Origin of the sequence: Polaromonas hydrogenivorans, assembly GCF_040105105.1 — a bacterium.
Classification (GTDB): domain Bacteria; phylum Pseudomonadota; class Gammaproteobacteria; order Burkholderiales; family Burkholderiaceae_C; genus Polaromonas; species Polaromonas hydrogenivorans.
The window spans coordinates 3,332,010-3,353,806 of the sequence record NZ_CP157675.1 but is presented as its reverse complement, the minus strand read 5'-3'; the positions used below and the strand labels follow the sequence as shown (position 1 = coordinate 3,353,806).

Genomic DNA, 21,797 nt, shown 5'->3' with positions numbered 1-21,797 from the left:
TTATGGAAACCTTTGATTTTCAGTACCCTGCGGGGCAGCCCGCCACCGGGCGGGTCATGGTGGGCGTGGTCGGCTCGGGCGACCTTGAAGTGCTGCTGGAGCCGGGCAATGCGGGACAGACCCGCGTGCGTGTGACGACATCGGTCAATGGCTATGGCGCCGTCTGGCAGGCGCAGCTCGACCGCCTGTTCAAGGCCGATGCGCAGGGCTGGCCTGCGGCCCGGCTTGAAATCAACGACTTTGGCGCGACGCCGGGCGTGGTCGGCATGCGCGTGGCGCAGGCTTTCCAGACGCTGGACGACGCTGCGGCAGGAGAAAAACCATGAACACTTCACCCTTGAGCCTGACGGGGCACAACAGCTTTGTCGAACTCGACGCCCGCGCCCGGGTGCGCGCGCTGCTCGATGCCGGGACGTTTCGCGAACTCATCGACCCGTTCGAGCGCATGACCTCGCCGTGGCTGGCGCGCCAGGGCGTGGTCACGCAATCCGACGACGGCGTGGTGGTGGGCAAAGGCCAGATCGACGGCCAGCCGGCCGTCGTGCTGGCGATTGAAGGCGCGTTCCAGGGCGGCAGCCTGGGCGAGGTCGGCGGCGCCAAGATCGCCGGCGCGCTGGAGCTGGCCGCCGAGGACAACCGCAAGGGCGTGCCGACGCGCGCCGTCATCCTGTTTGAAACCGGCGGCGTGCGCCTGCAGGAAGCCAACCTGGGGCTGGCCGCGATTGCCGAGATTCATTCGGCCATTGTCGATTTGCGGCAGTACCAGCCGGTCATCGGCGTGGTGGCGGGCAGTGTGGGCTGTTTCGGCGGCATGTCGATTGCGGCCGGCCTGTGCAGCTACCTGGTCGTCACGCGCGAGGCGCGCGTGGGCCTGAACGGGCCGCAGGTGATCGAGCAGGAGGCGGGCATTGCGGAATACGATTCGCGCGACCGGCCCTTCATTTGGAGCTTCACCGGGGGCGAGCAGCGCTTTCGCACCGGGCTGGTCGATGCCTACGTCCAGGACGACACCACCGAGATTCGCAACACCGTCGCCGGCCTGCTGCGACAAGGCCGCCCGGAGGTCGAGCGCAGCGACCAGTACGCGCTGTACCTGGAACGCCTGTCGTCCTACGACGCCCGTGTCCAGGCCACCCCCGAGGCCGTGCGGCAGGTCTATCACGTCAATCACGTCAACAGCGCAGGAGCCGGTCATGAATGAAACCCCTTTGAGCCGTGGCGCCACCTGGCTGGCCGCCCTGACCGGCAACGCCACAGGCCTGCCCGGCTATCCGCCGTCGGTGCGCGTGGTCGATGCGCCGCTGGCGGGCCAGCCGGCGCGCTACATCGCGGTCGTGCCGGACGCCGAGAGCAGCTACCCGCGCGCCCGCACCGGCGAGACCGGGCTGGTCGAAGGCTGGGCGCTGGCGCAGGCCGTGCATGAGGCCATCGCAACCGACCGCGAGGGCGCCAAACGCGCCATCGTCGCCGTGATCGACGTCAGCAGCCAGGCCTATGGCCGGCGCGAGGAGGCCTTCGGCATCCACCAGGCACTGGCCGGCGCCGCCGGGGCCTATGCGCAGGCGCGCCAGCACGGCCATCCGGTGATCGGCCTGATCGTCGGCAAGGCCATGTCCGGCGCCTTCCTGGCCCACGGCTACCAGGCCAACCGGCTGATCGCGCTGAACGACGACGGCGTGATGGTGCATGCGATGGGCAAGGCCGCCGCCGCCCGCGTGACGCTGCGCAGCGTCGAGGATCTGGAGCGGCTGGCGGCCGACGTGCCGCCGATGGCCTACGACATTGCCAGCTACGCCACGCTGGGCTTGCTGTGGAAACTGGTGGATGTGGGCAGCGCCGAACAGCCGTCGGCCGCCGACGTGGACATCGTGCGCGGCGCGCTCGTGGCCGCGCTGGACAACATCAACACCGACCCGGTGCCCGATTTGCGCAGCCGTCTGGGCGGCGCCAACCGGCAGGCTTCGTCGCTGGTGCGCGAGAAGCTGCGCGAGCAATGGTGAGTGCGCCGGCGGGCGTTGCCGGCCACCGGCCGCACGACCTGCTGTGGCCAGAGAGGGCTTCGTCATTGATCATTTCAGGGCCGCCGCCGCCGTGGGCCACGCCAGCCTGGCTTGCCGTGGCCCCGGTCGTGGTGCGGCGCGCCACGCTGGCCGATCCGGCCCAGGTGCCGGTGGGGCTGCGCGGCAGCACGCGCAGCGAGCGCTGCGCAGCCCGTTTACCGGCTCGTCACGTCGTGCGGGTGCTCAAACCGGAGGAAATTGCCCGCAGCGCGGCAGGCAGTGCCCGGGTGCGCGAATCGCCGCTGGCCTGCCTGCAGGCGCTGGCCCGGCTCGGCCCTGCACTCGATGCCCTGCCGCTGGCGTGGGGCGTGACGGGCAGCGTCGGTTTTTCGCTGGCCAGCGGTTTCGATGTGCTGCGCGCCGGCAGCGACCTGGACCTGATCCTGCGCGCTCCGCTGGCGGCCGGTGCCGATGCGCTGCGCGCTGTCGCCCGCCTGCTGCGCGATCTTGATGCGCGCGTCGATGCGCAGGTCGAGACACCGTTCGGCGCCTTTGCCTTGCAGGAATGGGTGCGCACCGGCGGGCCGGTCCTGCTCAAGACCAGCCGTGGCCCCGTCCTGACCGATGACGCCTGGTCGAGTCCGGATGCGGCCTTTTTCGATGCCGCCTGCCGCCCGATGCCAGCATGAGCATTCTTTTCACCTTTCCGGGCCAGGGCGCGCAACGCGCCGGCATGCTGCATGCGCTGCCGCAAAGCCTGGCCGTTCGCCAGGCGATGAACGAGGCGAGCGAAGTGCTGGGCCGCGACGCATTGACGCTGGACAGTGCCGACGCGCTGCGCTCGTCGGTTTCGGTCCAGCTCGCCTTGCTGGTTGCCGGGGTCGCCACGGCGCGCCACCTGATGCACGAGGCCGGCCCGCCCGACGCCGTCGCCGGCCTATCGGTGGGCGCTTATCCGGCGGCAGTGGTTGCCTCGGTGCTGTCCTATGCCGATGCGCTGCGGCTGGTCGAGCGGCGCGCCCGGCTGATGCAGGCGGCCTATCCCGGCGGCTACGGCATGACCGCGATCCTGGGCCTGGAGCGCGCCGTGCTGGAGCCGCTCATCGCCCGAATTCATTCCGCAGACTCGCCCGTGTACCTGGCCAACATCAACGCCCCGACGCAGCTGGTGATTGCCGGCGCGCACGCCGCCATGGCCTGCGTGGCTGCGCTGGCCCAGGAGCGGGGTGCCTACGCCGCCAAGCCGGTGGCGATCAGCGTCCCGTCGCATTGCCCGCTGCTCGACGCGCCGGCCGCCGAACTGGCGCTGGCCATGGCCGCTGTGCCGGTGGCCGCGCCGCGCCTGCGCTACTTCAGCGCCAGCCTGGGCCGCGCCTTGAGTGCGCCCGCCCGCATCGCCGACGACCTGGCGCGCAACATGGCCTTGCCGGTGAAATGGCACGACACCACGGTGCTGGCCCACGAGCAGGGCGTGCGCCTGAGCATCGAGATGCCGCCGGGCAGCGTGCTGACCAAGCTCGGCGCGCTGGCGTTTCCCGAGGCCCTGTCGGTGGCCGCCGCCGACACGCGCGCCGACACGCTGGCTGTCCTGATGGCACGGGAGCGGCAGCGCGAACAGTGAGCATCGGGGTTAACCCTTGATCATTTCATTCTTTGTAAATGTTGCTGCCGGTCCTTAATTGATCGGGGAAGGGGTGCCCGATATCGTACGGGCCAAGCACAGCGATGCAGGTGCTCATAACCCCCTTGGAGACAAAAGATGACAGCACATTGGATTTCAATTTACGCGTTGGCAGGCATGTTCGTGCTGGCCACGGTCTTGCCCGTGAACATGGGTGTGATCGCCTTCGTGGGCGCCTTTCTCGTCGGCACGCTGGTGGCGGGCATGAATGCCAAGGCCATCATGGCTGGTTTTCCGGCCGACCTGTTCCTGACGCTGGTGGGTATCACCTACCTGTTTGCGCTGGCCCAGAACAACGGCACGATTGACTGGCTCGTGAAGCTGGCGGTGCGCGCAGTGCGCGGCCGCATCGCCGCGATTCCGTGGATCATGTTCTTCATCGCGGCGGCCCTCACTGCGGTGGGCGCGGTCAGTCCGGCGGCGGTCGCGATCATTGCCCCCATCGCACTGGGTTTTGCGGCCAAGTACGGCATCAATCCCTTGCTGATGGGGTTGATGGTGATCCATGGTGCGCAGGGGGGCGGTTTCTCGCCGATCAGTATCTATGGCGGCATCACCAACAAGATTGTCGCCAAGGCCGGCCTGCCGCTCAACGAGGTGGCCACCATGATGGCCAGCCTGGGCATCAATTTCTCCGTGGCCCTGCTGCTGTTTTTCATGATGGGCGGAACGAAACTGCTGCGTCAGAAGGTGCAAGTGGGAAACACGGCTTTCGACACGCCATCGGTCGCCCATGGGCAAGGCGGCGCGCAGGTCTATGGGGATGCCGAGGGCGAATCGTTCCAGGAAGAAAAGCGCACGGCCGCTCAAGGAGGGGATTCGCTCATGGACGCTGCGCAGTCCGCGCCTGCTGCAGAAGGCGCACGCTGGTACCAGCTCCTCACCGTCGCCGGATTGCTGGCGCTAGCAGTGCTCACGCTGTTTTTCAAGCAGGACATCGGCTTTGTCTCCATCACCATCGGCCTGCTGCTGACCCTGATGGCCCCCAACCTGCAAAAACGCGCCCTGGGCCAGGTCTCATGGCCCGAGATCATGTTGATCGTGGGCGTCAGCACCTACGTGGGCGTGATGGACAAGATGGGAACCATCGATTTTGTCGGGCACAGCGTGGCAGGCCTGACCTCGCCGATGATTGCTGCGCTGCTGTTGTGCTTTGTGGGTGCTGTCGTGTCGGCCTTCGCCTCGTCAACGGCGGTGCTCGGCTCGCTGATCCCGCTGGCGGTGCCCTTCTTGCTGGGTGATACCGGCGTGAGTGCGGTCGGCTTCATTGCCGCCATGGCGGTGTCCTCGACCATCGTTGACGTGAGTCCCTTCTCGACCAACGGGGCGCTGGTGCTCGCCAATGCACGGGGCATCAGCCGTGAGGTGTTCTTCCGGCAACTGCTGATTTATGGCGCCCTGATCACCGTGATCGCGCCGGTGGTGGTCTGGCTGCTGTTCGTGGTGCTTTGATGTTTCACGAATCCGGACCGACTTCGTCAGGCCAGGGCCTGCTTCGACAGGCGGCAGACCGACGCCAGGGCCAGCAGGTTCGGGTCGCGCTCGCGGGTGCGCAGGAAATTCAGGCCGATGTGCTGGCGCATCAGGAACCTGGGCTGCAGCGGGATCAGCTGCACCTTGTTGGGAATCACGTCGCGCACTCGGCCCGGCAGCAGCGTGCAGCCAATGCCGCCGCTGACCAGGTTCATCAGCGAGAAGATGTCGCCCACCTTCATGGCGATGTTGGGCGTGAAACCGGCAACGCGAAAGGCTTCGATGAAGCCGGAGTAGGTGGCAAAGCCCTCGCTCAAGCTGACAAAGCGCTCGTCGGCGCAGGCGCTCAGGTCAACGAAGTCCAGGTTCGCGTAGCGGGAGCCGACGGGCGCTGCAAAGTAGATGTCGTCATCGAACAGCGGGATGGATTCAATGTCGGCCTCGCCTTCGGGCACGGTCATCAGGGTCGCATCGACAAGGCCCTGCCTGAGCTTTTGCAGCAGGTCCGCATTGGAGCCCAGAATCAGTTCGGTCTGCAGCTCCGGCTTGCGCAGCTTGATGCCCATGATGAGGGTCGGCACGGTCTTGATGGTGAGCGAATACAGTGAGCCGATCTTGATGCTGTCGGCCGCGTAGCCACCGGCCTGCCGGGTCGAGTTGATGCCGCTGGCCATCAGCTTGAGCACATCGCGCGCCACCTCGGCCAGCACCTGCGCGGCATCGGTGGGCAGCAGGTTGCGGCCTTCGTGCCGGAACAGGGTGCAGCGCACCCCTTCTTCGAGCGAGTGCAGCGCGCGGTGCACGCTGACCGTGCTGACATCGAGCAGCTCGGCCGCACGCGTCAGGTTGCCGGTTTCCATGTAGGCCAGCAGCACCTCCAGCTTGCGGAAGGTGATTTCTTCGCTGATACGGTTGTGCATGGCGGTCTTTCTGCTTTTTCAGCGGATTGTAGGTCCGGCATGCCGCCTCGCGCTCATGCCCGATATGCATGAAATGCTATGAAAAAGTGAGCTGTAAGCGCACGATGGATAAGCGCAAAAGCCAGATTTGACCCATAAAGAAGCCGGGCAGGCGCCCCGATCCATGATTACCCTGACTCAAGCCACAGGCGGCACCAGAATCGTCGCCGCCGCCGGCGCCGCCAGTTCGGGATAGTCGCGGCTGAAATGCAGGCCCCGGCTTTCGCGCCGCAGCTGGGCCGAGCGCACGATCAGCTCGGCGACCTGCACCAGGTTGCGCAGCTCCAGCAGGTCGCGCGTGACGTGGAAGTGGGCGTAGAACTCGCTGATCTCGGCCTGCAGCAGCGTGATGCGGTGCGCGGCGCGCTCCAGGCGCTTGTTGGTGCGCACGATGCCCACGTAGTCCCACATGAAGCGGCGCAGCTCGTCCCAGTTGTGCGAGATGACCACGGCCTCGTCGGCGTCGGTGACGCGGCTGTCGTCCCATTGCGGCAAATCGGGCAGCGCCAGGGCGGGCGCGGCGGTGATGACCTGCGCGGCGGCGCGGGCAAACACCATGCATTCGAGCAGCGAATTGCTGGCCAGCCGGTTCGCGCCGTGCAGGCCGGTGCAGGCGGTCTCGCCCACGGCGAACAGGCCGGGCAGGTCGGTGCGGCCGGCCAGGTCGGTCAGCACGCCGCCGCAGGTGTAGTGCGCGGCGGGCACCACGGGAATCGGCTGGGTCGTGATGTCGATGCCCAGCTCGGCGCAGCGCGCCAGGATGTTGGGGAAATGCTCGTGCAGGAACTCGGGGCTCTGGTGCGAGATGTCGAGGTGCACGCAGTCCAGGCCGCGCTTTTTCATCTCGTAGTCGATGGCGCGGGCCACCACGTCGCGCGGCGCCAGCTCGGCGCGCGCGTCGTGTTCAAGCATGAAGCGGGTGCCGTCGGGCAATTTGAGTTGCCCGCCTTCGCCGCGCACCGCTTCGCTGATCAGGTAGGACTTGGCCAGCGGGTGGTACAGGCAGGTGGGGTGGAACTGGATGAACTCCAGGTTGGACACGCGGCAGCCGGCGCGCCAGGCCGCCGCAATGCCGTCGCCGGTGGCGGTGTCGGGGTTGGTGGTGTAGAGGTACACCTTGCCCGCGCCGCCCGTGGCCAGGATGGTGTGCGGCGCGCGAAAGGTCAGCACTTCGTCGGTGGCTTCGTCCAGCGCATACAGGCCCAGGCAGCGCTGCGCGCCGGGCAAACCCAGCTTGCGCGCGGTGATCACATCGACCAGCGTGTGGTTTTCGAACAGCGTGATGCCGGGCGTCGCCCGCACCACGTCGATCAGCGTGCGCTGCACGGCCGCGCCGGTGGCGTCGGTGACGTGGGCGATGCGGCGCGCGCCGTGGCCGCCCTCGCGCGTCAGGTGCAGCTGCTCGCCTTCAAGCGAAAACGGCACGCCCAGCGCGCGCAGCCAGCCAATCGCAGCGGGCGCGTTCTCGACCACGAAGCGCGTGGCGGCCAGATCGCACAGACCAGCGCCGGCCACCAGCGTGTCGCTGATATGCGCCTCGAAGCTGTCGTCGTCGGCCAGCACGGCCGCAATGCCGCCTTGCGCCCAGTTGCTGGCGCCGTCGCTGACGGTGCGCTTGGTGATCACGGCCACGCGGTGCGTGGGCGCCAGGTGCAGCGCGGCGGACAGGCCGGCCAGGCCGCTGCCGACAATCAAAACATCAAAATCGTGGGTCATGTGGTGAGGGGCTAAAAAGAAAACACAGGAAAAAAATCAGGCTGGCGTGTAGGCCAGCCGCACATAAATCGGCGCGAACGACTCGGCCTGGGTGATTTCAAGCAGGCATTCCTTGGCCAGCTCCAGCAGCGCAATGAAGGTGACGACCAGCACCGGCATGCCGCGCGATGCATCGAACAGTTCCTCGAATTCCAGGAACTTGCGGCCCTGCAGCTTGCGCAGCACGATGCTCATGTGCTCGCGCACCGAGAGTTCCTCGCGGCTGATGACGTGGTGCTGGACCAATTTTGCGCGTTTGACGATGCCCTGCCAAGCCTCCTGCAGCTCGACCAGCGTGACATCGGGCAGGCGCGGCTGCGTCGATTGCTCCACATGCACGCGCGCCAGCAAAAAATCGCGGCCCAGCTGCGGCACGGTATTGAGCTTGTGGGCGGCCAGCTTGATTTTTTCGTATTCGAGCAGGCGGCGCACCAGCTCGGCGCGCGGGTCTTCGGCTTCCTGGCTGGACTCCGATTTTTTGGGCGGCAGCAGCATGCGCGACTTGATCTCGATCAGCATCGCGGCCATCAACAGGTATTCGGCGGCCAGCTCCAGGTTGGTGGCGCGGATTTCATCGACATAGGCCAGGTATTGCCGCGTGACCGCCGCCATCGGAATGTCGAGGATGTTGAAATTCTGCTTGCGGATCAGGTAGAGCAGCAAATCCAGCGGGCCTTCAAAGGCTTCCAGGAACACCTTCAGCGCGTCCGGCGGGATGTACAAATCCTTGGGCATGGCGAACATCGGCTCGCCGTAGAGCCGGGCCAGCGCCACCGGGTCGATCAGCCCCGGCAGGTCAAGGGTGATGGCGGCGGGAAGTTCCTGTAGGGGAAGTGAGTTCGGTGGCATCAAGGCAGCAGCGGAAGGGATCAGTTCATTCAGGTTGCTGCTATAAAAAATAGAGCTGCCTGCGCCGGCGCCTGGCCGGCTGCAAGCCCATTTCTTGCTTAATTGCCGTTCGGGTGGGGGCTGGTGCGATAGACATAGGCTTCTTGCGGCACGCGGGCCTCGCCGTAGTCGGCCTGGTCGGCCAGGTTCAGGTTCTTGTCCCACCAGATGGCGCGGCCGGCGCGCTGCTCGGTTTCCAGCGTGGGTTTCTTCGCCTTCAGACCGTCGATGAACGAGGTGATTTCAGAGGTGTAGTCGGGACGGCGAAAAATGGACATGGTCTGGATTGCCTAAAAACGTATAGTGGCGGGATTTTACCGGGGGTCTGCCTTGCGTTCATTATTTCGTCTGCCGGTCGCTGTCCAAACGGGTCATTTAACTGCTGTTTTGCCGATGGCTTCAAAAAGGAAGGTGCTGTGCATGGGGCTGCTGTCGTTCATCCTGGGGCTGGCCGGCTGCGACCAGCAGCGCATCAACGAACTGGAAGAGGGCGTGGCCACCGAAGCCGATGTGCGCGCCCGCTTTGGCGAGCCCGAAAAAATCTGGGAAGCGCGGGACATGGCCTCGCTGCCCATGCCGGGGGCGGCCGCCGAGCCCGGCGCCCGCACGCTCGAATACAACCGCCAGCCCGCAGGCCAGGTCAACTACATGATCACCATAGCGCCGGATGGCAAGATGAGCGCGCTCAGGCAGGTGTTGACGCCACAGAACTTTGCCAGGGTGCTGCCGGGCATGTCGATGGAGCAGGTGCGCAAGATGCTGGGCAAGCCGATGAAGGTCACGACTTATGCGCTCAAGCGCGAAACGCATTACGACTGGCGCTACCTGAACCCGCCGTCCTCGCCCATGATTTTCACCGTGGTGTTTGATGCGGACTTGCGCGTGCTGGGCACGGGGTCGGTGGACGAGGAAAGCGTCAATCCCCGGCGGTGAGTGTTGAAATATGCGAATGAAAACAGGCTGTAGCGCAATACTGGCGGGCATAAGAGGCTACTGTTTTCATAGCGCTTCAACATGCGCCAGGAAGCCCGAGCGTTCCATGACTTCGCGCGGCTGGGCATTGAGCCCGGCCAACACCAGCCGGCCGCCGCGCGACACAATCGCTTTTTGCAGCTGCTCCAGCACATCCAGGCCCGAGGTGTCCAGCACCTGCAGCGACTGCACATCGAGGCGGATCGTCAAGCCCTGCGGAGCGCTTTCCACCACGTTCAGGATGGGGTCGATCTTGGCCACGGCGCCAAAGAACAGCGACCCATACAGCCGGAAACTGGCTTCCTCCTGGGTGTGCGAGACCATCTCCACCTGGAACAGCGAACTCATGCGCTTGACGAACAGCACGCAGGCCAGCAGCAGGCCGACCTGCAGCGCCACCGTCAAATCAAACACCACCGTCAGGAAAAATGTGCCCAGCATGATCAGCCTGTAGTGGTTGCTGGCGCGCTTGAGTTCGGCAAATTCGCGCCATTCGCCCATGTTCCAGGCCACGTACAGCAAAATGCCGGCCAGCACCGCCAGCGGCACATGCACCGCCAGCGGCGCGGCCACCAGCACCACCGTGACCAGCGTGACGGAATGCACCAGCCCCGACACCGGCGAGGTCGCGCCGGCCCGCACGTTGGTCACGGTGCGCGCAATCGTGCCGGTGGCCGGCATGCCGCCAAAAAACGGCACGACAAAATTGGCCACGCCCTGGGCCATCAGCTCCTGGTTCGGGTCGTGGCGCGGCAGCCCCGAAATCTGGTCGGCCACGCGGGCGCACAGCAGCGACTCGACCGCGCCCAGCAGCGCAATCGTGATGGTCGGCGCCACCAGCAGCCGCACCGTGTCCCACGAGAAATTCGGAAATTCAAAGCCGGGCAGGCTGCGCGGAATGCCGCCAAAACGGGTGCCGATGGTTTCCACCGGCATGTTCAATGCATAGGCCAGCCCCGTCAGCGTGAGCAGCGCCACAATCGGCCCCGGCATGTGCGACGCAATGCGCGTGGCCCGCTTGAGCTGCAGGCCTTCGCCGGCCTGGATCAGCCGGATCAGCCGGTTGGTGAGCGCGTTCGAATAGCGCCTTTGCGTGTCAAACAGCAGCGGCCAGACCAGCAGGCCGATCACGCAGGCCAGCCCCAGGCCGAGCGCATACAGGTTCAGGGTGTCGATATGCTGGGCAATCGCCCGCAGCTGCGAGAAAAAATCCGCCGGCATCTTGGGAATCTCCAGCCCGAACAGGTCCTTGATCTGCGACAGCGCAATCAGCACCGCGATGCCGTTGGTGAACCCCACGACGATGCTGACCGGCACATAGCGCACCAGCGTGCCGAGCCTGAAAAACCCCAGCAGGAACAGCAGCACCCCGGCGCAGGTGGTGGAAATCAGGAGGTTGGCCACGCCGTAGCGCTCGATGATGCCGTACACGATGACGATGAAGGCGCCGGCCGGACCGCCGATCTGCACCGCCGAGCCGCCCAGCGAGGCGATCAGCGCGCCGGCAATGATGGCCGTCCAGATGCCGGCTTCGGGCTTGAGCCCCGAGGCGATGGCAAAGGCCATGGCCAGCGGCAGGGCGACGATGCCGACGGTCAGGCCGGAGCCCGCATCCTTGAAAAACCGTTCGCGGCTGTAGCCGGCCATGGCCGACAGCATTCGCGGGCGAAACCGGGCGAAATGAAAGGGCAGGTGCATGAACAGTGATTGTGCCCTTCGACCTGCATTTGATCGAGTACGAATTGACACGAATGATTGAGTTTTTCGCAGGCCAGGGCAGCCGAACTGACTGGCCTTCGAGCCGTCTCGAAACATCAGCGCATGGGCTTGCCGGCAGGGAAAGCCAGACAAGAAAAAACCCCAAGCAATTCAATTGCTTGGGGTCAGGTCTTGGCGGAAGCGGTGAGATTCGAACTCACGGAGGACTCGCATCCTCGGCAGTTTTCAAGACTGCTGCATTCAACCGCTCTGCCACGCTTCCAAGCCCGCTAGTTTAACCGCAGGGCGGGATGGGGTCGGGGCTGGAACGGAAAAAATAGGCGTCAGGCCGGCTGCAGCATGCCTTTGGTTTCGATGAAGGCCACCACCTCGGCCAGGCCGGTGTTGGTCTTGAGGTTGGTCATGACGAAAGGCTTCAGGCCCTTGGCCGTGGTGCGCATGCGGATGGTGTCGGCCTGCATCACGCCCAGGTCGGCGCCGACGTAGGGCGCCAGGTCGGTCTTGTTGATGACGAACAGGTCGCTCTTGGTGATGCCGGGGCCGCCCTTGCGCGGGATTTTTTCGCCGGCGGCCACGTCGATCACGTAGATGGTGAGGTCGCTGAGTTCGGGGCTGAAGGTGGCGGCCAGGTTGTCGCCGCCCGATTCGATGAACACCACGTCGGCATCGGGAAACTCCACCAGCATGCGGTCGATGGCTTCGAGGTTGATCGAGGCGTCTTCGCGTATCGCCGTGTGCGGGCAGCCGCCGGTTTCCACGCCCATGATGCGTTCGGCGTCCAGCGCGCCGCTGACGGTCAGCAGGCGCTGGTCTTCCTTGGTATAGATATCGTTGGTGATCGCCACCAGGTCGTATTTGTCCTTCATGGCCTTGCAGAGCATCTCCAGCAGGGTGGTTTTGCCCGAGCCGACCGGCCCGCCAATGCCCACGCGAAGCGGTGGCAGTTTTTTGGTGCGGTTGGCGATGTGGTGCAGGCTCATGAGGCAATCCCTTAAATGGTTGGAGAGGCGCTAATTCGTCAGGAGCGAAACAGCCGCGAATACTGGGTTTCATGCTGGGCCGAAAGAATCGCCAGCATGGGCGAAAACGCCTGGCGTTCGCTGTCCGGAAGCAGCAGGGCAGATTCGACCGCTGCTGGAATGTCCCGGCTCAGGCGCGCCAGGATGCGCTGGCCGGCGCTCTGGCCCAGCGGCACCGACTTGAGCGCGGCCTGCACCATGTTCTCGGCCCAGCCAAAGGCGTAGGCCAGCAGGCAGTCGCGCACGCCGGCCTCTAGCTGCGACGCCGCCAGGGCAAACGCGACCGGATAGGTCGGCTGCATGCGGGCGCAGGCGGCTATGTGCGCGGCGTTGGCGCCGTCATGGTTGCGCAGCCAGTCGAGCAGCGAGCGGCCCATCTGCTCGGCCTGCAGCCGCAGCTCGCTGGATTCACGGGTCTGCAACACCCAGTCGTTGAGTTGCTGGATGCGCGGCAGGTCGCTGGCGCGCCAGGCTGGAATCGCCTGGGCAATCACGGCCAGGTCGCCGCGCGCCAGCGTCAGGTGGAGCTGGTCGGCCAGCCAGTCAGATGCTATGCTTTCCGTAGCTACTCCCGCCCGGTCCACGGCCGCCTCAAGCACTTCAGAGTAAGAAAACCCGCCCACGGGCAAGGCCGGGGAAGCGAGCCAGATCAGCTGGAGCAGGCTGGCCGCCGGCAGGGCTTGGGCCGCTTGCGTCAATGGCTGTGCGGCTTGCGCGGATGGATCTGGATGACCACCGGCTTGATGGCCTGCGGCGCATGGGCGTGGTCATGACCATGGTTGCAATCCGGTCCGTGGACATGGGCGGCTGGCGGCACGGCGGCGGGAACGGGCGTTGCGGCAGGCGCATGCGTGTGGCCGTGGCCGCCCGCGCTGTACGCGCCGCCTTCGGGCTCAAAGGCTTCCTCGACTTCCTGAACGGTCAGGTGCATGGCGCGCAGCATGTCGGCCAGCACATGGTCGGGCTCGATTTTCAGGTGGTCGGGTTTCAGTTCAATCGGCACATGGCGGTTGCCCAGGTGGTAGGCCGCGCGGGTCAGGTCGAAGGGCGTGCCGTGTGCCGTGCAGGCCGTGATGCGCAGCACCGCCTGCGGCGCGGCAATCACGCGCACCATCGAGCCGTCCTCGGCGATCAGCACGTCGCCGCCGCGCACCAGCGTGCCACGCGGCAGGAACACGCCGAGCTGGCGGCCCAGCGAGTCGGTCGCGTCAAAGCGGCTTTTCTGACGCACGTCCCAGTCGAGTTCGAGGGTGGACGCGCGTTTGACCAGCACGGGAGCCAGGCCGGCGCCCTGCGAAATGAGTTTGGAGATTTGAAGCATCGCTGGATTAAAACAAAAAGTAGCGCTGCGTCATCGGCAGGCTGGTCGCCGGCTCGCAGGTCAGCAGTTGCCCGTCGGCGCGCACCAGGTAGGTCTGGGCGTCGATTTCCATTTTCGGCAGGTAATTGTTATGGATCATGTGCTGCTTGCGCACGCCGCGAATGTTCTTCACCGCGCTCAGCGTCTTGGCCAGGCCGAAGCGTTCCTGGATGCCGGCGGCCAGCCCGGCCTGCGACACAAAGGTCAGCGATCCCTTGGCGATGGCGCCGCCGAAAGCGCCGAACATGGGCCGGTAATGCACCGGCTGCGGCGTCGGAATCGAGGCATTGGGGTCGCCCATGGCGGCCATGGCGATGAAGCCGCCCTTGAGGATGATGGACGGCTTGATGCCGAAGAATGCCGGCTTCCAGACCACTAGGTCGGCGAACTTGCCGACTTCGACAGAGCCGACCTCGTGCGAGATGCCGTGGGCAATGGCCGGGTTAATGGTGTATTTGCTGATGTAGCGCTTGACGCGGAAATTGTCGTGGCGCTCGGTGTCGCCCGGCAGTTTGCCGCGCTGGAGCTTCATCTTGTGGGCGTTCTGCCAGGTGCGGATGATGACCTCGCCGACCCGGCCCATGGCCTGGCTGTCGCTGGACATCATGCTGATCGCGCCCAGGTCGTGCAGGATGTCTTCGGCGGCAATGGTTTCCTTGCGGATGCGGCTTTCGGCGAAGGCCAGGTCTTCGGCAATCGCCGGGTCCAGGTGGTGGCAGACCATCAGCATGTCCACATGCTCGTCGAGCGTGTTGACGGTGTAGGGCATGGTCGGGTTGGTGGAGGAGGGCAAAAAGTTCGCCTCGCCGACCACGCGAAGGATGTCGGGCGCATGGCCGCCGCCCGCGCCTTCGGTGTGAAACGCGCACAGCGAGCGGCCCTTGGTGGCGGCAATCGTGTTCTCGACAAAGCCCGACTCGTTGAGCGTGTCGCTGTGGATGGCCACCTGCACGTCGGCTTCCTCGGCCACGTCCAGGCAGTTGCTGATGGCCGCCGGCGTGGTGCCCCAGTCCTCGTGCAGCTTCAGGCCGATGACGCCGGCATTGACCTGCTCATGCAGCGCTGCGGGCAGGCTGGCGTTGCCCTTGCCCAGAAAACCGAGGTTCATCGGGAAGGCGTCGGCGGCCTGCAGCATGCGGGCTATGTTCCACGGCCCCGGCGTGCAGGTGGTGGCGAAGGTGCCGGTGGCCGGTCCCGTGCCGCCGCCCATCATGGTCGTCACGCCCGAGGTCAGCGCTTCCTCGATCTGCTGGGGGCAGATGAAGTGGATGTGCGAGTCGATGCCGCCTGCGGTGACGATCATGCCTTCGCAGCTGATGACCTCGGTGCCCGGGCCGATGATGATGTCCACACCGGGCTGAACGTCCGGGTTGCCGGCCTTGCCGATGGCGGCGATGCGCCCGCCCTTCAGGCCGATGTCGGCCTTGACGATGCCCCAGTGGTCGAGGATGAGCGCATTCGTCATCACCGTGTCCATCGCGCCTTCGGCATTGGTCCTTTGCGACTGCGCCATGCCGTCGCGAATCGTCTTGCCGCCGCCGAACTTGACCTCTTCGCCGTAGCTGCCGGCACGCAGCGTGTAGTCGGCTTCGACTTCAATCATCAAATCGGTGTCGGCCAGCCGCAGCCGGTCGCCGACGGTGGGGCCGAACATTTCCGCGTAGGCGCGGCGTCCAATGCTTGCCATCAAAGCGCTCCCTGAATGAGGCCACGAAAGCCGTAGATGTTTCGCTCGCCTGCAAAATCCACCAGCTCGACCGTGCGCTGTTGGCCGGGCTCGAAGCGAACGGCGGTGCCGGATGCAATGTTCAGCCGCATGCCGCGCGCGGCGATGCGGTCAAACCCCAGCGCCGCGTTGGTTTCTGCGAAGTGGTAGTGCGAGCCCACCTGGATGGGTCGGTCGGCGGTGTTTTGCACCACCAATGTCAAGGTGCGCCGGCCTTCGTTGAGGAGGTGGTCGGGGCCGTCGGTGATCAGTTCGCCTGGAATCATGATGGGTGCTTCCTTCAGGCCAGTTGGGCCAGCAGGGTCACGCCGAACATGGCCACGCCTGCGCCGGCCATGCGCGAAACCCAGGCGGTGTGGCGCAAGGCCAAGCCCAGCCCAAGGCCGGTGGCGTGCAGCGCCAGCGTCGCGAGCAGCATGCCGAGCAACGGTCCCTCGATGTTCGCCGCGCCTGCCAGCTCCGTGCCATGGGCCACGCCGTGAAACACCGCAAACACGCCGACCAGCGCCGCTGCCAGCATGGCGGGCATCTGCGTGCGCAAGGCCACCAGCAAGCCCAGCACCAGCAGCGAAGCGGCAATCATCGGCTCGACGGCTGGCAGTTCGATGCCAGCCAGGCCGAGCAGGGCGCCCGCCAGCAGCATCGCCGCGAAGGCCAGCGGCGTGGTCCACAGGCGGCGCGCGCTCAAGGCGCTCCAGAAGCCGACGGCCAGCATGGCGGCCAGATGGTCCAGGCCGGTGAAGGGATGCAGCAGCCCGTCAAGGAAGCCAATCTCCGCGTGCGCCCCAAAATCAGTGCCAATATGGGCTTTTGCGCTTGTCGCCATTGCGCATGCAGCTATCAAAAAAAGAGCGCGAGGTGGTTTGCGTGGCATAGGGGTTATTTCCTCTGGAATAAGTATCAATAAGGGCTGTAGCGCAATCTGGTAATGCGCATGCAGCTATCAAAAAAAGAGTTACTGAACAAGCGGCATGCCATGGCGCGCAGGCGCCTCACACAATCGGCTGGTGCACCGTGACCAGCTTGGTGCCATCGGGAAAGGTTGCTTCGACCTGGATATCGGGGATCAGCTCGGCGATGCCGTCCATCACATCGGCGCGGGTCAGGATGGTGCGGCCCTCGCTCATCAACTGCGCCACGGTCTTGCCGTCGCGCGCGCCTTCCATCACGGCCGCGCTGATCAGCGCCACGGCTTCGGGGTAGTTGAGCTTGAGGCCGCGCGCCCGGCGCCGCTCGGCCAGCAGGGACGCTGTGAATATCAGCAGTTTGTCTTTTTCGCGGGGAGTCAATTCCATGGGGCTCTTTCGGGTTCGGCTTCTCTAAAATCGCAAGATTGGTGCCATCGGCTTGCATGCCATCAGCCAGAGGGCAGCGCTGGTGTGGCACAGAAGGTGCAGCAATTGTGAGCCTTTCACTCTGCCTGCCTATCATCCCTCGCACCATGGACGCCGTCGCCACGCCTTCACCGCCACCGCCTCAACCGGGCATGCCCACGGGCTCGCCGGATGAAGGCCGGGGCGCAGGCGCCGAACCCGAGGTGGCGGTGCAGCGCATCATCAAGGTCAGGCGCGACTACAACAGCTGGGTGGCCAGCGAAACCATGGAAGACTACGCGCTGCGCTTCACGCCGCAGCGCTTTCGAAAATGGTCGGAATGGCGGGTGGCCAATACCGCGTTCGGCGCGGCCTCGTTCCTGATCCTGGAGGCGGTCGGGGCGACCTTGCTGGTGAAATACGGCTTCACCAATGCCTTCTGGGCCATCATGGCCACGGGGCTGATCATTTTCCTGGCCGGCCTGCCGATCAGCATTTATGCGGCGCGCCATGGCGTCGATATGGATTTGCTGACGCGCGGCGCGGGTTTCGGCTACATCGGCTCGACGCTGACCTCGCTGATCTACGCGTCGTTCACCTTCATTTTCTTTGCGCTCGAAGCCGCCGTCATGGCCTATGCGCTGGAGCTTGTCTTCGGCATACCGCCCAAATGGGGCTACCTGATCTGCGCGCTGGTGGTGATTCCGCTGGTCACCCATGGCGTTTCAACCATCAGCCGCCTGCAGGTCTGGACGCAAGCCTTGTGGCTCATCATGCTGGTCGTGCCTTTTGCGTATGTTTTTATGCTCGCTCCTGGTGCGTTTTCAGGCGTCGTTCAGTATGGAGGCGAGAAAGGAGGCAGTGGCGACTTCAATTTGCACCTGTTTGGTGCGGCGTTAACGGTCGGCATCGCATTGATCACCCAGATGGGTGAGCAGGCCGACTATTTGCGCTTCATGCCGGTGCAGACCAAGGCCAACCGCTGGCGCTGGTGGGCCGGGGTGTTCATCGGCGGGCCGGGCTGGGTGCTGCTGGGCGTGGTCAAGATGCTGGGCGGCGCGCTGCTGGCCTACCTGGCGATTTCCAACATGGTGCCGCTGGACCGGGCCGTGGACCCGAACCAGATGTACCTGGCCGCCTATGAATATGTGTTTCCGAATTACAGCTGGGCCGTGGGCGCCACGGCGCTGTTCGTCGTGGTGTCGCAGCTCAAGATCAATGTGACCAATGCCTATGCCGGCTCGCTGGCCTGGTCGAACTTTTTCTCGCGCCTGACGCACAGCCACCCGGGCCGGGTGGTCTGGCTGGTGTTCAACACCGCCATCGCCTTCATGCTCATGGAAATGAATGTGTTCCAGGCGCTGGGCGAGGTGCTCGGGCTGTATTCGAACATCGCGATCGCCTGGGTCATGGCCGTGGTGGCGGACCTGGTCATCAACAAGCCGCTGGGCCTGTCGCCGCCGGGAATCGAGTTCAAGCGCGCCCATCTTTATGACATCAACCCGGTCGGCGTGGGCGCCATGGCGCTTGCTTCGCTGCTGTCGATCACCGCGCATCTGGGGCTGTATGGCGAGATGGCACGGGCATTTTCGGCGGTGATCGCCATGACGACCGCGTTCGTGGCGGCGCCGCTGATTGCCTGGGCCACCCAGGGGCGCTACTACATCGCGCGCCGCTCTGCTTCATCGGCCGCCGGGGGACTCCACAAGCGCCATGCCACCCAGCACTGCGTGATTTGCGAGCGCAGCTATGAAGGCCCCGACATGGCGCATTGCCCGGCTTACCAGGGGCCGATCTGCTCGCTGTGCTGCACGCTCGATGCGCGTTGCGGCGACTTGTGCAAACCCCACGCAAGCCTGTCGGCGCAGTGGTCGGCCGCGCTGCGCTGGCTGCTGCCGCGCCCGGTCTGGCCTTTCCTGGACAACGGGCTGAGCCATTTTCTGCTGCTGATGCTGGTCATCGTGCCGCTGCTGGCCACGCTGTTCGGCCTGCTTTACCGTCAGGAAATCAGCTCTCTGGCGGAACTGGCGGCGTCCGAGTCCGCCTTGCGTTCGGGCTTTTTGAAGGCCTACATGGCGCTGCTGGTGATTGCCGGGCTGGTGGCCTGGTGGCTGGTGCTGGCGCACAAGAGCCGGCAGGTGGCACAGGAAGAATCGAACCGACAGACCCATCTGCTCATGCAGGAAATCGAGTCGCACCGGCAAACCGATCAGGCGCTGCAGCAGGCCAAACGCGTGGCCGATCAGGCCAATCAGGCCAAGAGCCGCTACATCAGCGCCATCAGCCACGAGCTGCGAACGCCGCTCAACAGCATCCTGGGCTATGCGCAGTTGATGGGCGAAGACACCAGCATTCCGCCGCACCGCCAGCAGGCGGTCAGCGTCATCAAGCGCGGCGGCGAACATTTGCTGTCGCTGATCGAGGGCACGCTCGACATCGCCCGCATCGAAGCCGGCAAGCTGACGCTCAATGTCAGGCCGATGCAGTTTGCCGACTGCGTGCACGAGGTGGCCGGCATGTTCGAGTTGCAGGCGGCCGCCAAGGGCCTGCGCTTTTCTTTTGAAGCTGCAGGCCATCTGCCCGAACTGGTGCGCGCCGATGAGCAGCGGGTCCGCCAGGTCTTGATCAACCTGCTGGGCAATGCCATCAAGTTCACCGCCCAGGGCCAGGTCACCTTCAGGGTGCGCCATGCGCGCGAGATGGCCCATATCGACATCGAGGACACCGGCCCCGGAATGAGCGCGACCGAGCTGGAGAAGATTTTCGAGCCTTTCGCGCGCGGCAGCACGGCCGGCCAGAGCGTGGGCGGCTCATCGGGCGCCGGCCTGGGCCTGACGATTGCCAAGATGCTGACTGACCTGATGGGCGGCGAGATGACGGTGGTCAGCACTCCGGGCAAGGGCTCGGTGTTTCGCATCCGGCTGTTCCTGCCGGAGGTGCATCTGGCGACAGCCAGCTTTCCTGCCACCAAAGTCCGGGATGCCAGGCGCCGGCCGCAGGGCTACGAGGGCGCGCGCCGCAAGCTGCTGGTGGTGGACAACGAGGAGCCCGACCGCGAACTGCTGGTGCAACTGCTGGCGCCCATGGGCTTCGAACTGCGCACCGCCGCTAGCGGCCACGACTGCCTGGATTTGCTGGCGGCAGGCTATCGGCCCGACGTGATTTTCATGGACCTGGCCATGGCCGGCATTGACGGCTGGGAAACGCTGCGCCGCGTGCGCAACGCGGGGCATGCCGGCATTCACCTGGCGATTGTGTCGGCCAACGCCTTTGACAAGGGGCTGGACAACGACGTGGGCATACGCGCCGAGGATTTCATCCTGAAGCCGGTGCGCCATACCGAGCTGATTGACTGGCTGGAGCGCAGCCTGGGGCTGGTCTGGCGCTATGACGCCCCGGCAGCGAACACCGCCCCGGTTGTTGCCATGCCAGCGCCGCGTATCCTGCCCGATGCGCGCCAGCTTGCCAGCCTGCTGGAAGTGGTCCATCTTGGCTTTTACCGTGGCATCCTCAACAAGCTGGCGGACATTGAAAAGCAGCAACCGGCCACCGCTTCCTTTGTCGAGGAGATGCGCCTGATGGCGCGTCAATTCCGCTTTGAAGCCATGGCCAGCCAGCTCACACAGAAAGAACCCGGTCATGAACTTGATGCCTGACAGCCGCCTGGATCGCACGCTGGACCGCGCCAACAGCGACGTGGTGCTGATCGTTGACGACGTGCCCGACAACCTGGCGGTGCTGCATGACGCGCTCGACGAATCCGGCTATACCGTGCTGGTCGCCACCAGCGGCGAAGCCGCGCTGCAGCGCGCCCGCCAGCCAGGCCGTTCCCGACATCGTGCTGCTCGACGCCATGATGCCCGGCATGGACGGTTTTGAAGTGGCAAGGCGACTCAAGGCGATGCCGGAAACCGCGCACATTCCCATCATCTTCATGACCGGCCTGACCGAAACCGAGCACCTGGTGGCCGCCTTGCAGGCCGGTGGCGTGGACTATGTGACCAAGCCGATCAAGCCCAAGGAAGTCATGGCCCGCATGGGCGTACATCTGCAGGGCGCGCGCCGCGCCCGGCAGGAAGCCCGGCAGGCCGGCCAGGCGCGCAACGCGCTCGACGCGTTTGGCTACGCCAGCATGACCGTGCGCATGCATGCCGATGGCAAGGAGGATGGCAAGCTGATCTGGCAAACGCCGCTGGCGCGCGAACTGCTGATGCGCTACTACGGCACCACGGCGCCGCAAACGCCGCAGCCCGTGCTGGATTGGCTGCGCCGCCACCTGGCCGACGCCGAGCTCCAGATTGAGCCGCCGCGCCTGACGGTGGAGCAGGGGCCGCGCCGCCTGACGTTCCGGCTGCACCAGCAAACCGAGGGCAGCGACAGCGGCGGCGACTGGCTGATCGTGATGCGTGAAATTTCGGACGATGCCGTGGTCGAGGCGATAGCCTTGAGCTTCAAGCTCACCGCCCGGGAGGCCGAGGTGCTGTACTGGGTGGTCAAGGGAAAGGTCAACCGCGACATTGGCGACATCCTGGGCGCCAGCCCGGCAACGATCAAAAAACACCTGGAGCGCGTGTACGCCAAGCTGGGCGTGGAAACCCGCACCGCCGCCGCCGGCCGGGCCATGAACCGCATCCGGCAGCTTCATCCGCAGTTCGAGTGCTGAATGATAGAGCCGCACTTGTCCGGCTGCCCGGTTATAATGGTGGGTTCGGTAACGCATCAGCGTTTTTCATCGAAGTCACTGTTTCATTCGGCTTCTTTCTCAAATGCGGCGCTTCCTAGAGCCCGAATTCCCAGCGATCTGGCACTGCTTTCACAGGTTTTTCAGCCTTGATGCCCACAGCACTCCTCCATTTCCTGGCGAGCACTTCCACCAACGGTGCCCACTTATGGCTCAAGCTGCCTTGGCTTTCACCTGCCTGGCGGCCAGAT

General features: G+C 65.1%; 20 protein-coding genes, 1 tRNA gene and 1 pseudogene. 9 read left to right on the top strand and 13 right to left on the bottom strand.

Going from position 1 to position 21,797, the window contains the following annotated elements:
* Positions 1-2: 2 nt before the first annotated feature.
* From ABLV49_RS16090 to ABLV49_RS16065, 6 genes are all read left to right on the top strand, one after another.
* On the top strand, positions 3-326 hold the full coding sequence (locus ABLV49_RS16090; protein ID WP_349277984.1) for a malonate decarboxylase subunit delta: 324 nt from the start codon (positions 3-5) through the stop codon (positions 324-326).
* Positions 323-1,201: a biotin-independent malonate decarboxylase subunit beta gene (locus tag ABLV49_RS16085; protein ID WP_349277982.1), complete on the top strand. Its 879-nt coding sequence runs from the start codon at positions 323-325 to the stop codon at positions 1,199-1,201. The genes ABLV49_RS16090 and ABLV49_RS16085 overlap by 4 nt, the downstream gene beginning before the upstream one ends.
* Positions 1,194-2,000 carry a biotin-independent malonate decarboxylase subunit gamma gene (mdcE, locus tag ABLV49_RS16080; protein WP_349277980.1) on the top strand — a complete coding sequence of 269 codons (807 nt, stop codon included), beginning with the start codon at positions 1,194-1,196 and terminating at the stop codon, positions 1,998-2,000. The genes ABLV49_RS16085 and mdcE overlap by 8 nt, the downstream gene beginning before the upstream one ends.
* On the top strand, positions 1,994-2,689 hold the full coding sequence (locus tag ABLV49_RS16075) for a malonate decarboxylase holo-ACP synthase (protein WP_349277978.1): 696 nt from the start codon (positions 1,994-1,996) through the stop codon (positions 2,687-2,689). Before mdcE ends, ABLV49_RS16075 begins: the two co-directional genes overlap by 7 nt.
* On the top strand, positions 2,686-3,621 hold the full coding sequence (gene mdcH / locus ABLV49_RS16070) for a malonate decarboxylase subunit epsilon (RefSeq protein WP_349277976.1): 936 nt from the start codon (positions 2,686-2,688) through the stop codon (positions 3,619-3,621). The genes ABLV49_RS16075 and mdcH overlap by 4 nt, the downstream gene beginning before the upstream one ends.
* A 138-nt stretch (positions 3,622-3,759) precedes the next feature.
* The gene (locus tag ABLV49_RS16065) at positions 3,760-5,133 is read left to right on the top strand and encodes an SLC13 family permease (RefSeq protein ID WP_349277974.1); all 1,374 of its coding nucleotides are present in this window, start codon (positions 3,760-3,762) and stop codon (positions 5,131-5,133) included.
* Positions 5,134-5,159: 26 nt separating this feature from the next.
* Here ABLV49_RS16065 and ABLV49_RS16060 read toward each other — a convergent pair whose 3' ends face one another.
* The 4 genes from ABLV49_RS16060 to ABLV49_RS16045 form a co-directional block, all read right to left on the bottom strand.
* Complete coding sequence (locus ABLV49_RS16060; protein ID WP_349277972.1) at positions 5,160-6,074, bottom strand: LysR family transcriptional regulator; 915 nt, start codon at positions 6,072-6,074, stop codon at positions 5,160-5,162.
* A 177-nt stretch (positions 6,075-6,251) separates the two neighbouring features.
* Complete coding sequence (nadB, locus tag ABLV49_RS16055) at positions 6,252-7,829, bottom strand: L-aspartate oxidase (protein ID WP_349277970.1); 1,578 nt, start codon at positions 7,827-7,829, stop codon at positions 6,252-6,254.
* 36 nt (positions 7,830-7,865) lie between these two features.
* Entirely contained in the window at positions 7,866-8,717 is an 852-nt protein-coding gene (locus ABLV49_RS16050; RefSeq protein ID WP_349277968.1) for a segregation and condensation protein A, read from the bottom strand.
* Positions 8,718-8,815: 98 nt separating this feature from the next.
* Positions 8,816-9,034: a DUF3460 family protein gene (locus tag ABLV49_RS16045; RefSeq protein ID WP_349277966.1), complete on the bottom strand. Its 219-nt coding sequence runs from the start codon at positions 9,032-9,034 to the stop codon at positions 8,816-8,818.
* Positions 9,035-9,176: 142 nt separating this feature from the next.
* On the opposite strand from ABLV49_RS16045, the gene bamE reads away from it, so the two are divergent.
* Complete coding sequence (bamE, locus tag ABLV49_RS16040) at positions 9,177-9,689, top strand: outer membrane protein assembly factor BamE domain-containing protein (RefSeq protein ID WP_349281751.1); 513 nt, start codon at positions 9,177-9,179, stop codon at positions 9,687-9,689.
* A gap of 66 nt (positions 9,690-9,755) precedes the next feature.
* Here bamE and ABLV49_RS16035 read toward each other — a convergent pair whose 3' ends face one another.
* The 9 genes from ABLV49_RS16035 to ABLV49_RS15995 all read right to left on the bottom strand — a co-directional run bounded on the left by ABLV49_RS16035 (position 9,756) and on the right by ABLV49_RS15995 (position 16,847).
* A complete protein-coding gene (locus ABLV49_RS16035) occupies positions 9,756-11,426 on the bottom strand; it encodes a SulP family inorganic anion transporter (protein ID WP_349277964.1) in 1,671 nt (556 codons plus the stop codon).
* Between the two features lie 193 nt (positions 11,427-11,619).
* Positions 11,620-11,709: transfer RNA gene (locus tag ABLV49_RS16030), tRNA-Ser, on the bottom strand.
* A 61-nt stretch (positions 11,710-11,770) separates the two neighbouring features.
* Positions 11,771-12,427 (bottom strand): urease accessory protein UreG, encoded by a 657-nt coding sequence (gene ureG, locus ABLV49_RS16025; RefSeq protein ID WP_349277962.1) that lies wholly within the window; start codon positions 12,425-12,427, stop codon positions 11,771-11,773.
* Between the two features lie 38 nt (positions 12,428-12,465).
* Complete coding sequence (locus tag ABLV49_RS16020; protein ID WP_349277960.1) at positions 12,466-13,164, bottom strand: urease accessory protein UreF; 699 nt, start codon at positions 13,162-13,164, stop codon at positions 12,466-12,468.
* The gene (ureE, locus tag ABLV49_RS16015) at positions 13,161-13,787 is read right to left on the bottom strand and encodes an urease accessory protein UreE (RefSeq protein WP_349277958.1); all 627 of its coding nucleotides are present in this window, start codon (positions 13,785-13,787) and stop codon (positions 13,161-13,163) included. Before ureE ends, ABLV49_RS16020 begins: the two co-directional genes overlap by 4 nt.
* Positions 13,788-13,794: 7 nt before the next feature.
* On the bottom strand, positions 13,795-15,513 hold the full coding sequence (gene ureC / locus ABLV49_RS16010) for an urease subunit alpha (protein ID WP_349277956.1): 1,719 nt from the start codon (positions 15,511-15,513) through the stop codon (positions 13,795-13,797).
* Entirely contained in the window at positions 15,513-15,818 is a 306-nt protein-coding gene (locus ABLV49_RS16005) for an urease subunit beta (protein ID WP_349277954.1), read from the bottom strand. Before ABLV49_RS16005 ends, ureC begins: the two co-directional genes overlap by 1 nt.
* A 14-nt stretch (positions 15,819-15,832) precedes the next feature.
* Positions 15,833-16,426 (bottom strand): HupE/UreJ family protein, encoded by a 594-nt coding sequence (locus ABLV49_RS16000; RefSeq protein WP_415838081.1) that lies wholly within the window; start codon positions 16,424-16,426, stop codon positions 15,833-15,835.
* A 118-nt stretch (positions 16,427-16,544) separates the two neighbouring features.
* On the bottom strand, positions 16,545-16,847 hold the full coding sequence (locus tag ABLV49_RS15995) for an urease subunit gamma (protein ID WP_293633736.1): 303 nt from the start codon (positions 16,845-16,847) through the stop codon (positions 16,545-16,547).
* Positions 16,848-16,993: 146 nt separating this feature from the next.
* Between ABLV49_RS15995 and ABLV49_RS15990 the strand changes: the two genes are divergently transcribed.
* Together ABLV49_RS15990 and ABLV49_RS15985 are read left to right on the top strand one after the other, a co-directional pair.
* Entirely contained in the window at positions 16,994-20,521 is a 3,528-nt protein-coding gene (locus tag ABLV49_RS15990; protein ID WP_415838082.1) for a hybrid sensor histidine kinase/response regulator, read from the top strand.
* Positions 20,514-21,528 (top strand): annotated as a pseudogene (locus ABLV49_RS15985) (response regulator transcription factor). Before ABLV49_RS15990 ends, ABLV49_RS15985 begins: the two are co-directional and overlap by 8 nt.
* Positions 21,529-21,797 lie beyond the last annotated feature (269 nt).

Excerpts from the sequence above, each read along its gene's own strand:
- ABLV49_RS16090 (WP_349277984.1), top strand. The coding sequence starts at position 3 with ATGGAAACCTTTGATTTTCAGTACCCTGCGGGGCAGCCCGCCACCGGG.
- ABLV49_RS16085 (WP_349277982.1), top strand. The coding sequence starts at position 323 with ATGAACACTTCACCCTTGAGCCTGACGGGGCACAACAGCTTTGTCGAA.
- mdcE (WP_349277980.1), top strand. The coding sequence starts at position 1,194 with ATGAATGAAACCCCTTTGAGCCGTGGCGCCACCTGGCTGGCCGCCCTG.
- ABLV49_RS16075 (WP_349277978.1), top strand. The coding sequence starts at position 1,994 with ATGGTGAGTGCGCCGGCGGGCGTTGCCGGCCACCGGCCGCACGACCTG.
- mdcH (WP_349277976.1), top strand. The coding sequence starts at position 2,686 with ATGAGCATTCTTTTCACCTTTCCGGGCCAGGGCGCGCAACGCGCCGGC.
- ABLV49_RS16065 (WP_349277974.1), top strand. The coding sequence starts at position 3,760 with ATGACAGCACATTGGATTTCAATTTACGCGTTGGCAGGCATGTTCGTG.
- ABLV49_RS16060 (WP_349277972.1), bottom strand. The coding sequence starts at position 6,074 with ATGCACAACCGTATCAGCGAAGAAATCACCTTCCGCAAGCTGGAGGTG.
- nadB (WP_349277970.1), bottom strand. The coding sequence starts at position 7,829 with ATGACCCACGATTTTGATGTTTTGATTGTCGGCAGCGGCCTGGCCGGC.
- ABLV49_RS16050 (WP_349277968.1), bottom strand. The coding sequence starts at position 8,717 with ATGCCACCGAACTCACTTCCCCTACAGGAACTTCCCGCCGCCATCACC.
- ABLV49_RS16045 (WP_349277966.1), bottom strand. The coding sequence starts at position 9,034 with ATGTCCATTTTTCGCCGTCCCGACTACACCTCTGAAATCACCTCGTTC.
- bamE (WP_349281751.1), top strand. The coding sequence starts at position 9,177 with ATGGGGCTGCTGTCGTTCATCCTGGGGCTGGCCGGCTGCGACCAGCAG.
- ABLV49_RS16035 (WP_349277964.1), bottom strand. The coding sequence starts at position 11,426 with ATGCACCTGCCCTTTCATTTCGCCCGGTTTCGCCCGCGAATGCTGTCG.
- ureG (WP_349277962.1), bottom strand. The coding sequence starts at position 12,427 with ATGAGCCTGCACCACATCGCCAACCGCACCAAAAAACTGCCACCGCTT.
- ureE (WP_349277958.1), bottom strand. The coding sequence starts at position 13,787 with ATGCTTCAAATCTCCAAACTCATTTCGCAGGGCGCCGGCCTGGCTCCC.
- ureC (WP_349277956.1), bottom strand. The coding sequence starts at position 15,513 with ATGGCAAGCATTGGACGCCGCGCCTACGCGGAAATGTTCGGCCCCACC.
- ABLV49_RS16005 (WP_349277954.1), bottom strand. The coding sequence starts at position 15,818 with ATGATTCCAGGCGAACTGATCACCGACGGCCCCGACCACCTCCTCAAC.
- ABLV49_RS16000 (WP_415838081.1), bottom strand. The coding sequence starts at position 16,426 with ATGCCACGCAAACCACCTCGCGCTCTTTTTTTGATAGCTGCATGCGCA.
- ABLV49_RS15995 (WP_293633736.1), bottom strand. The coding sequence starts at position 16,847 with ATGGAATTGACTCCCCGCGAAAAAGACAAACTGCTGATATTCACAGCG.
- ABLV49_RS15990 (WP_415838082.1), top strand. The coding sequence starts at position 16,994 with ATGGACGCCGTCGCCACGCCTTCACCGCCACCGCCTCAACCGGGCATG.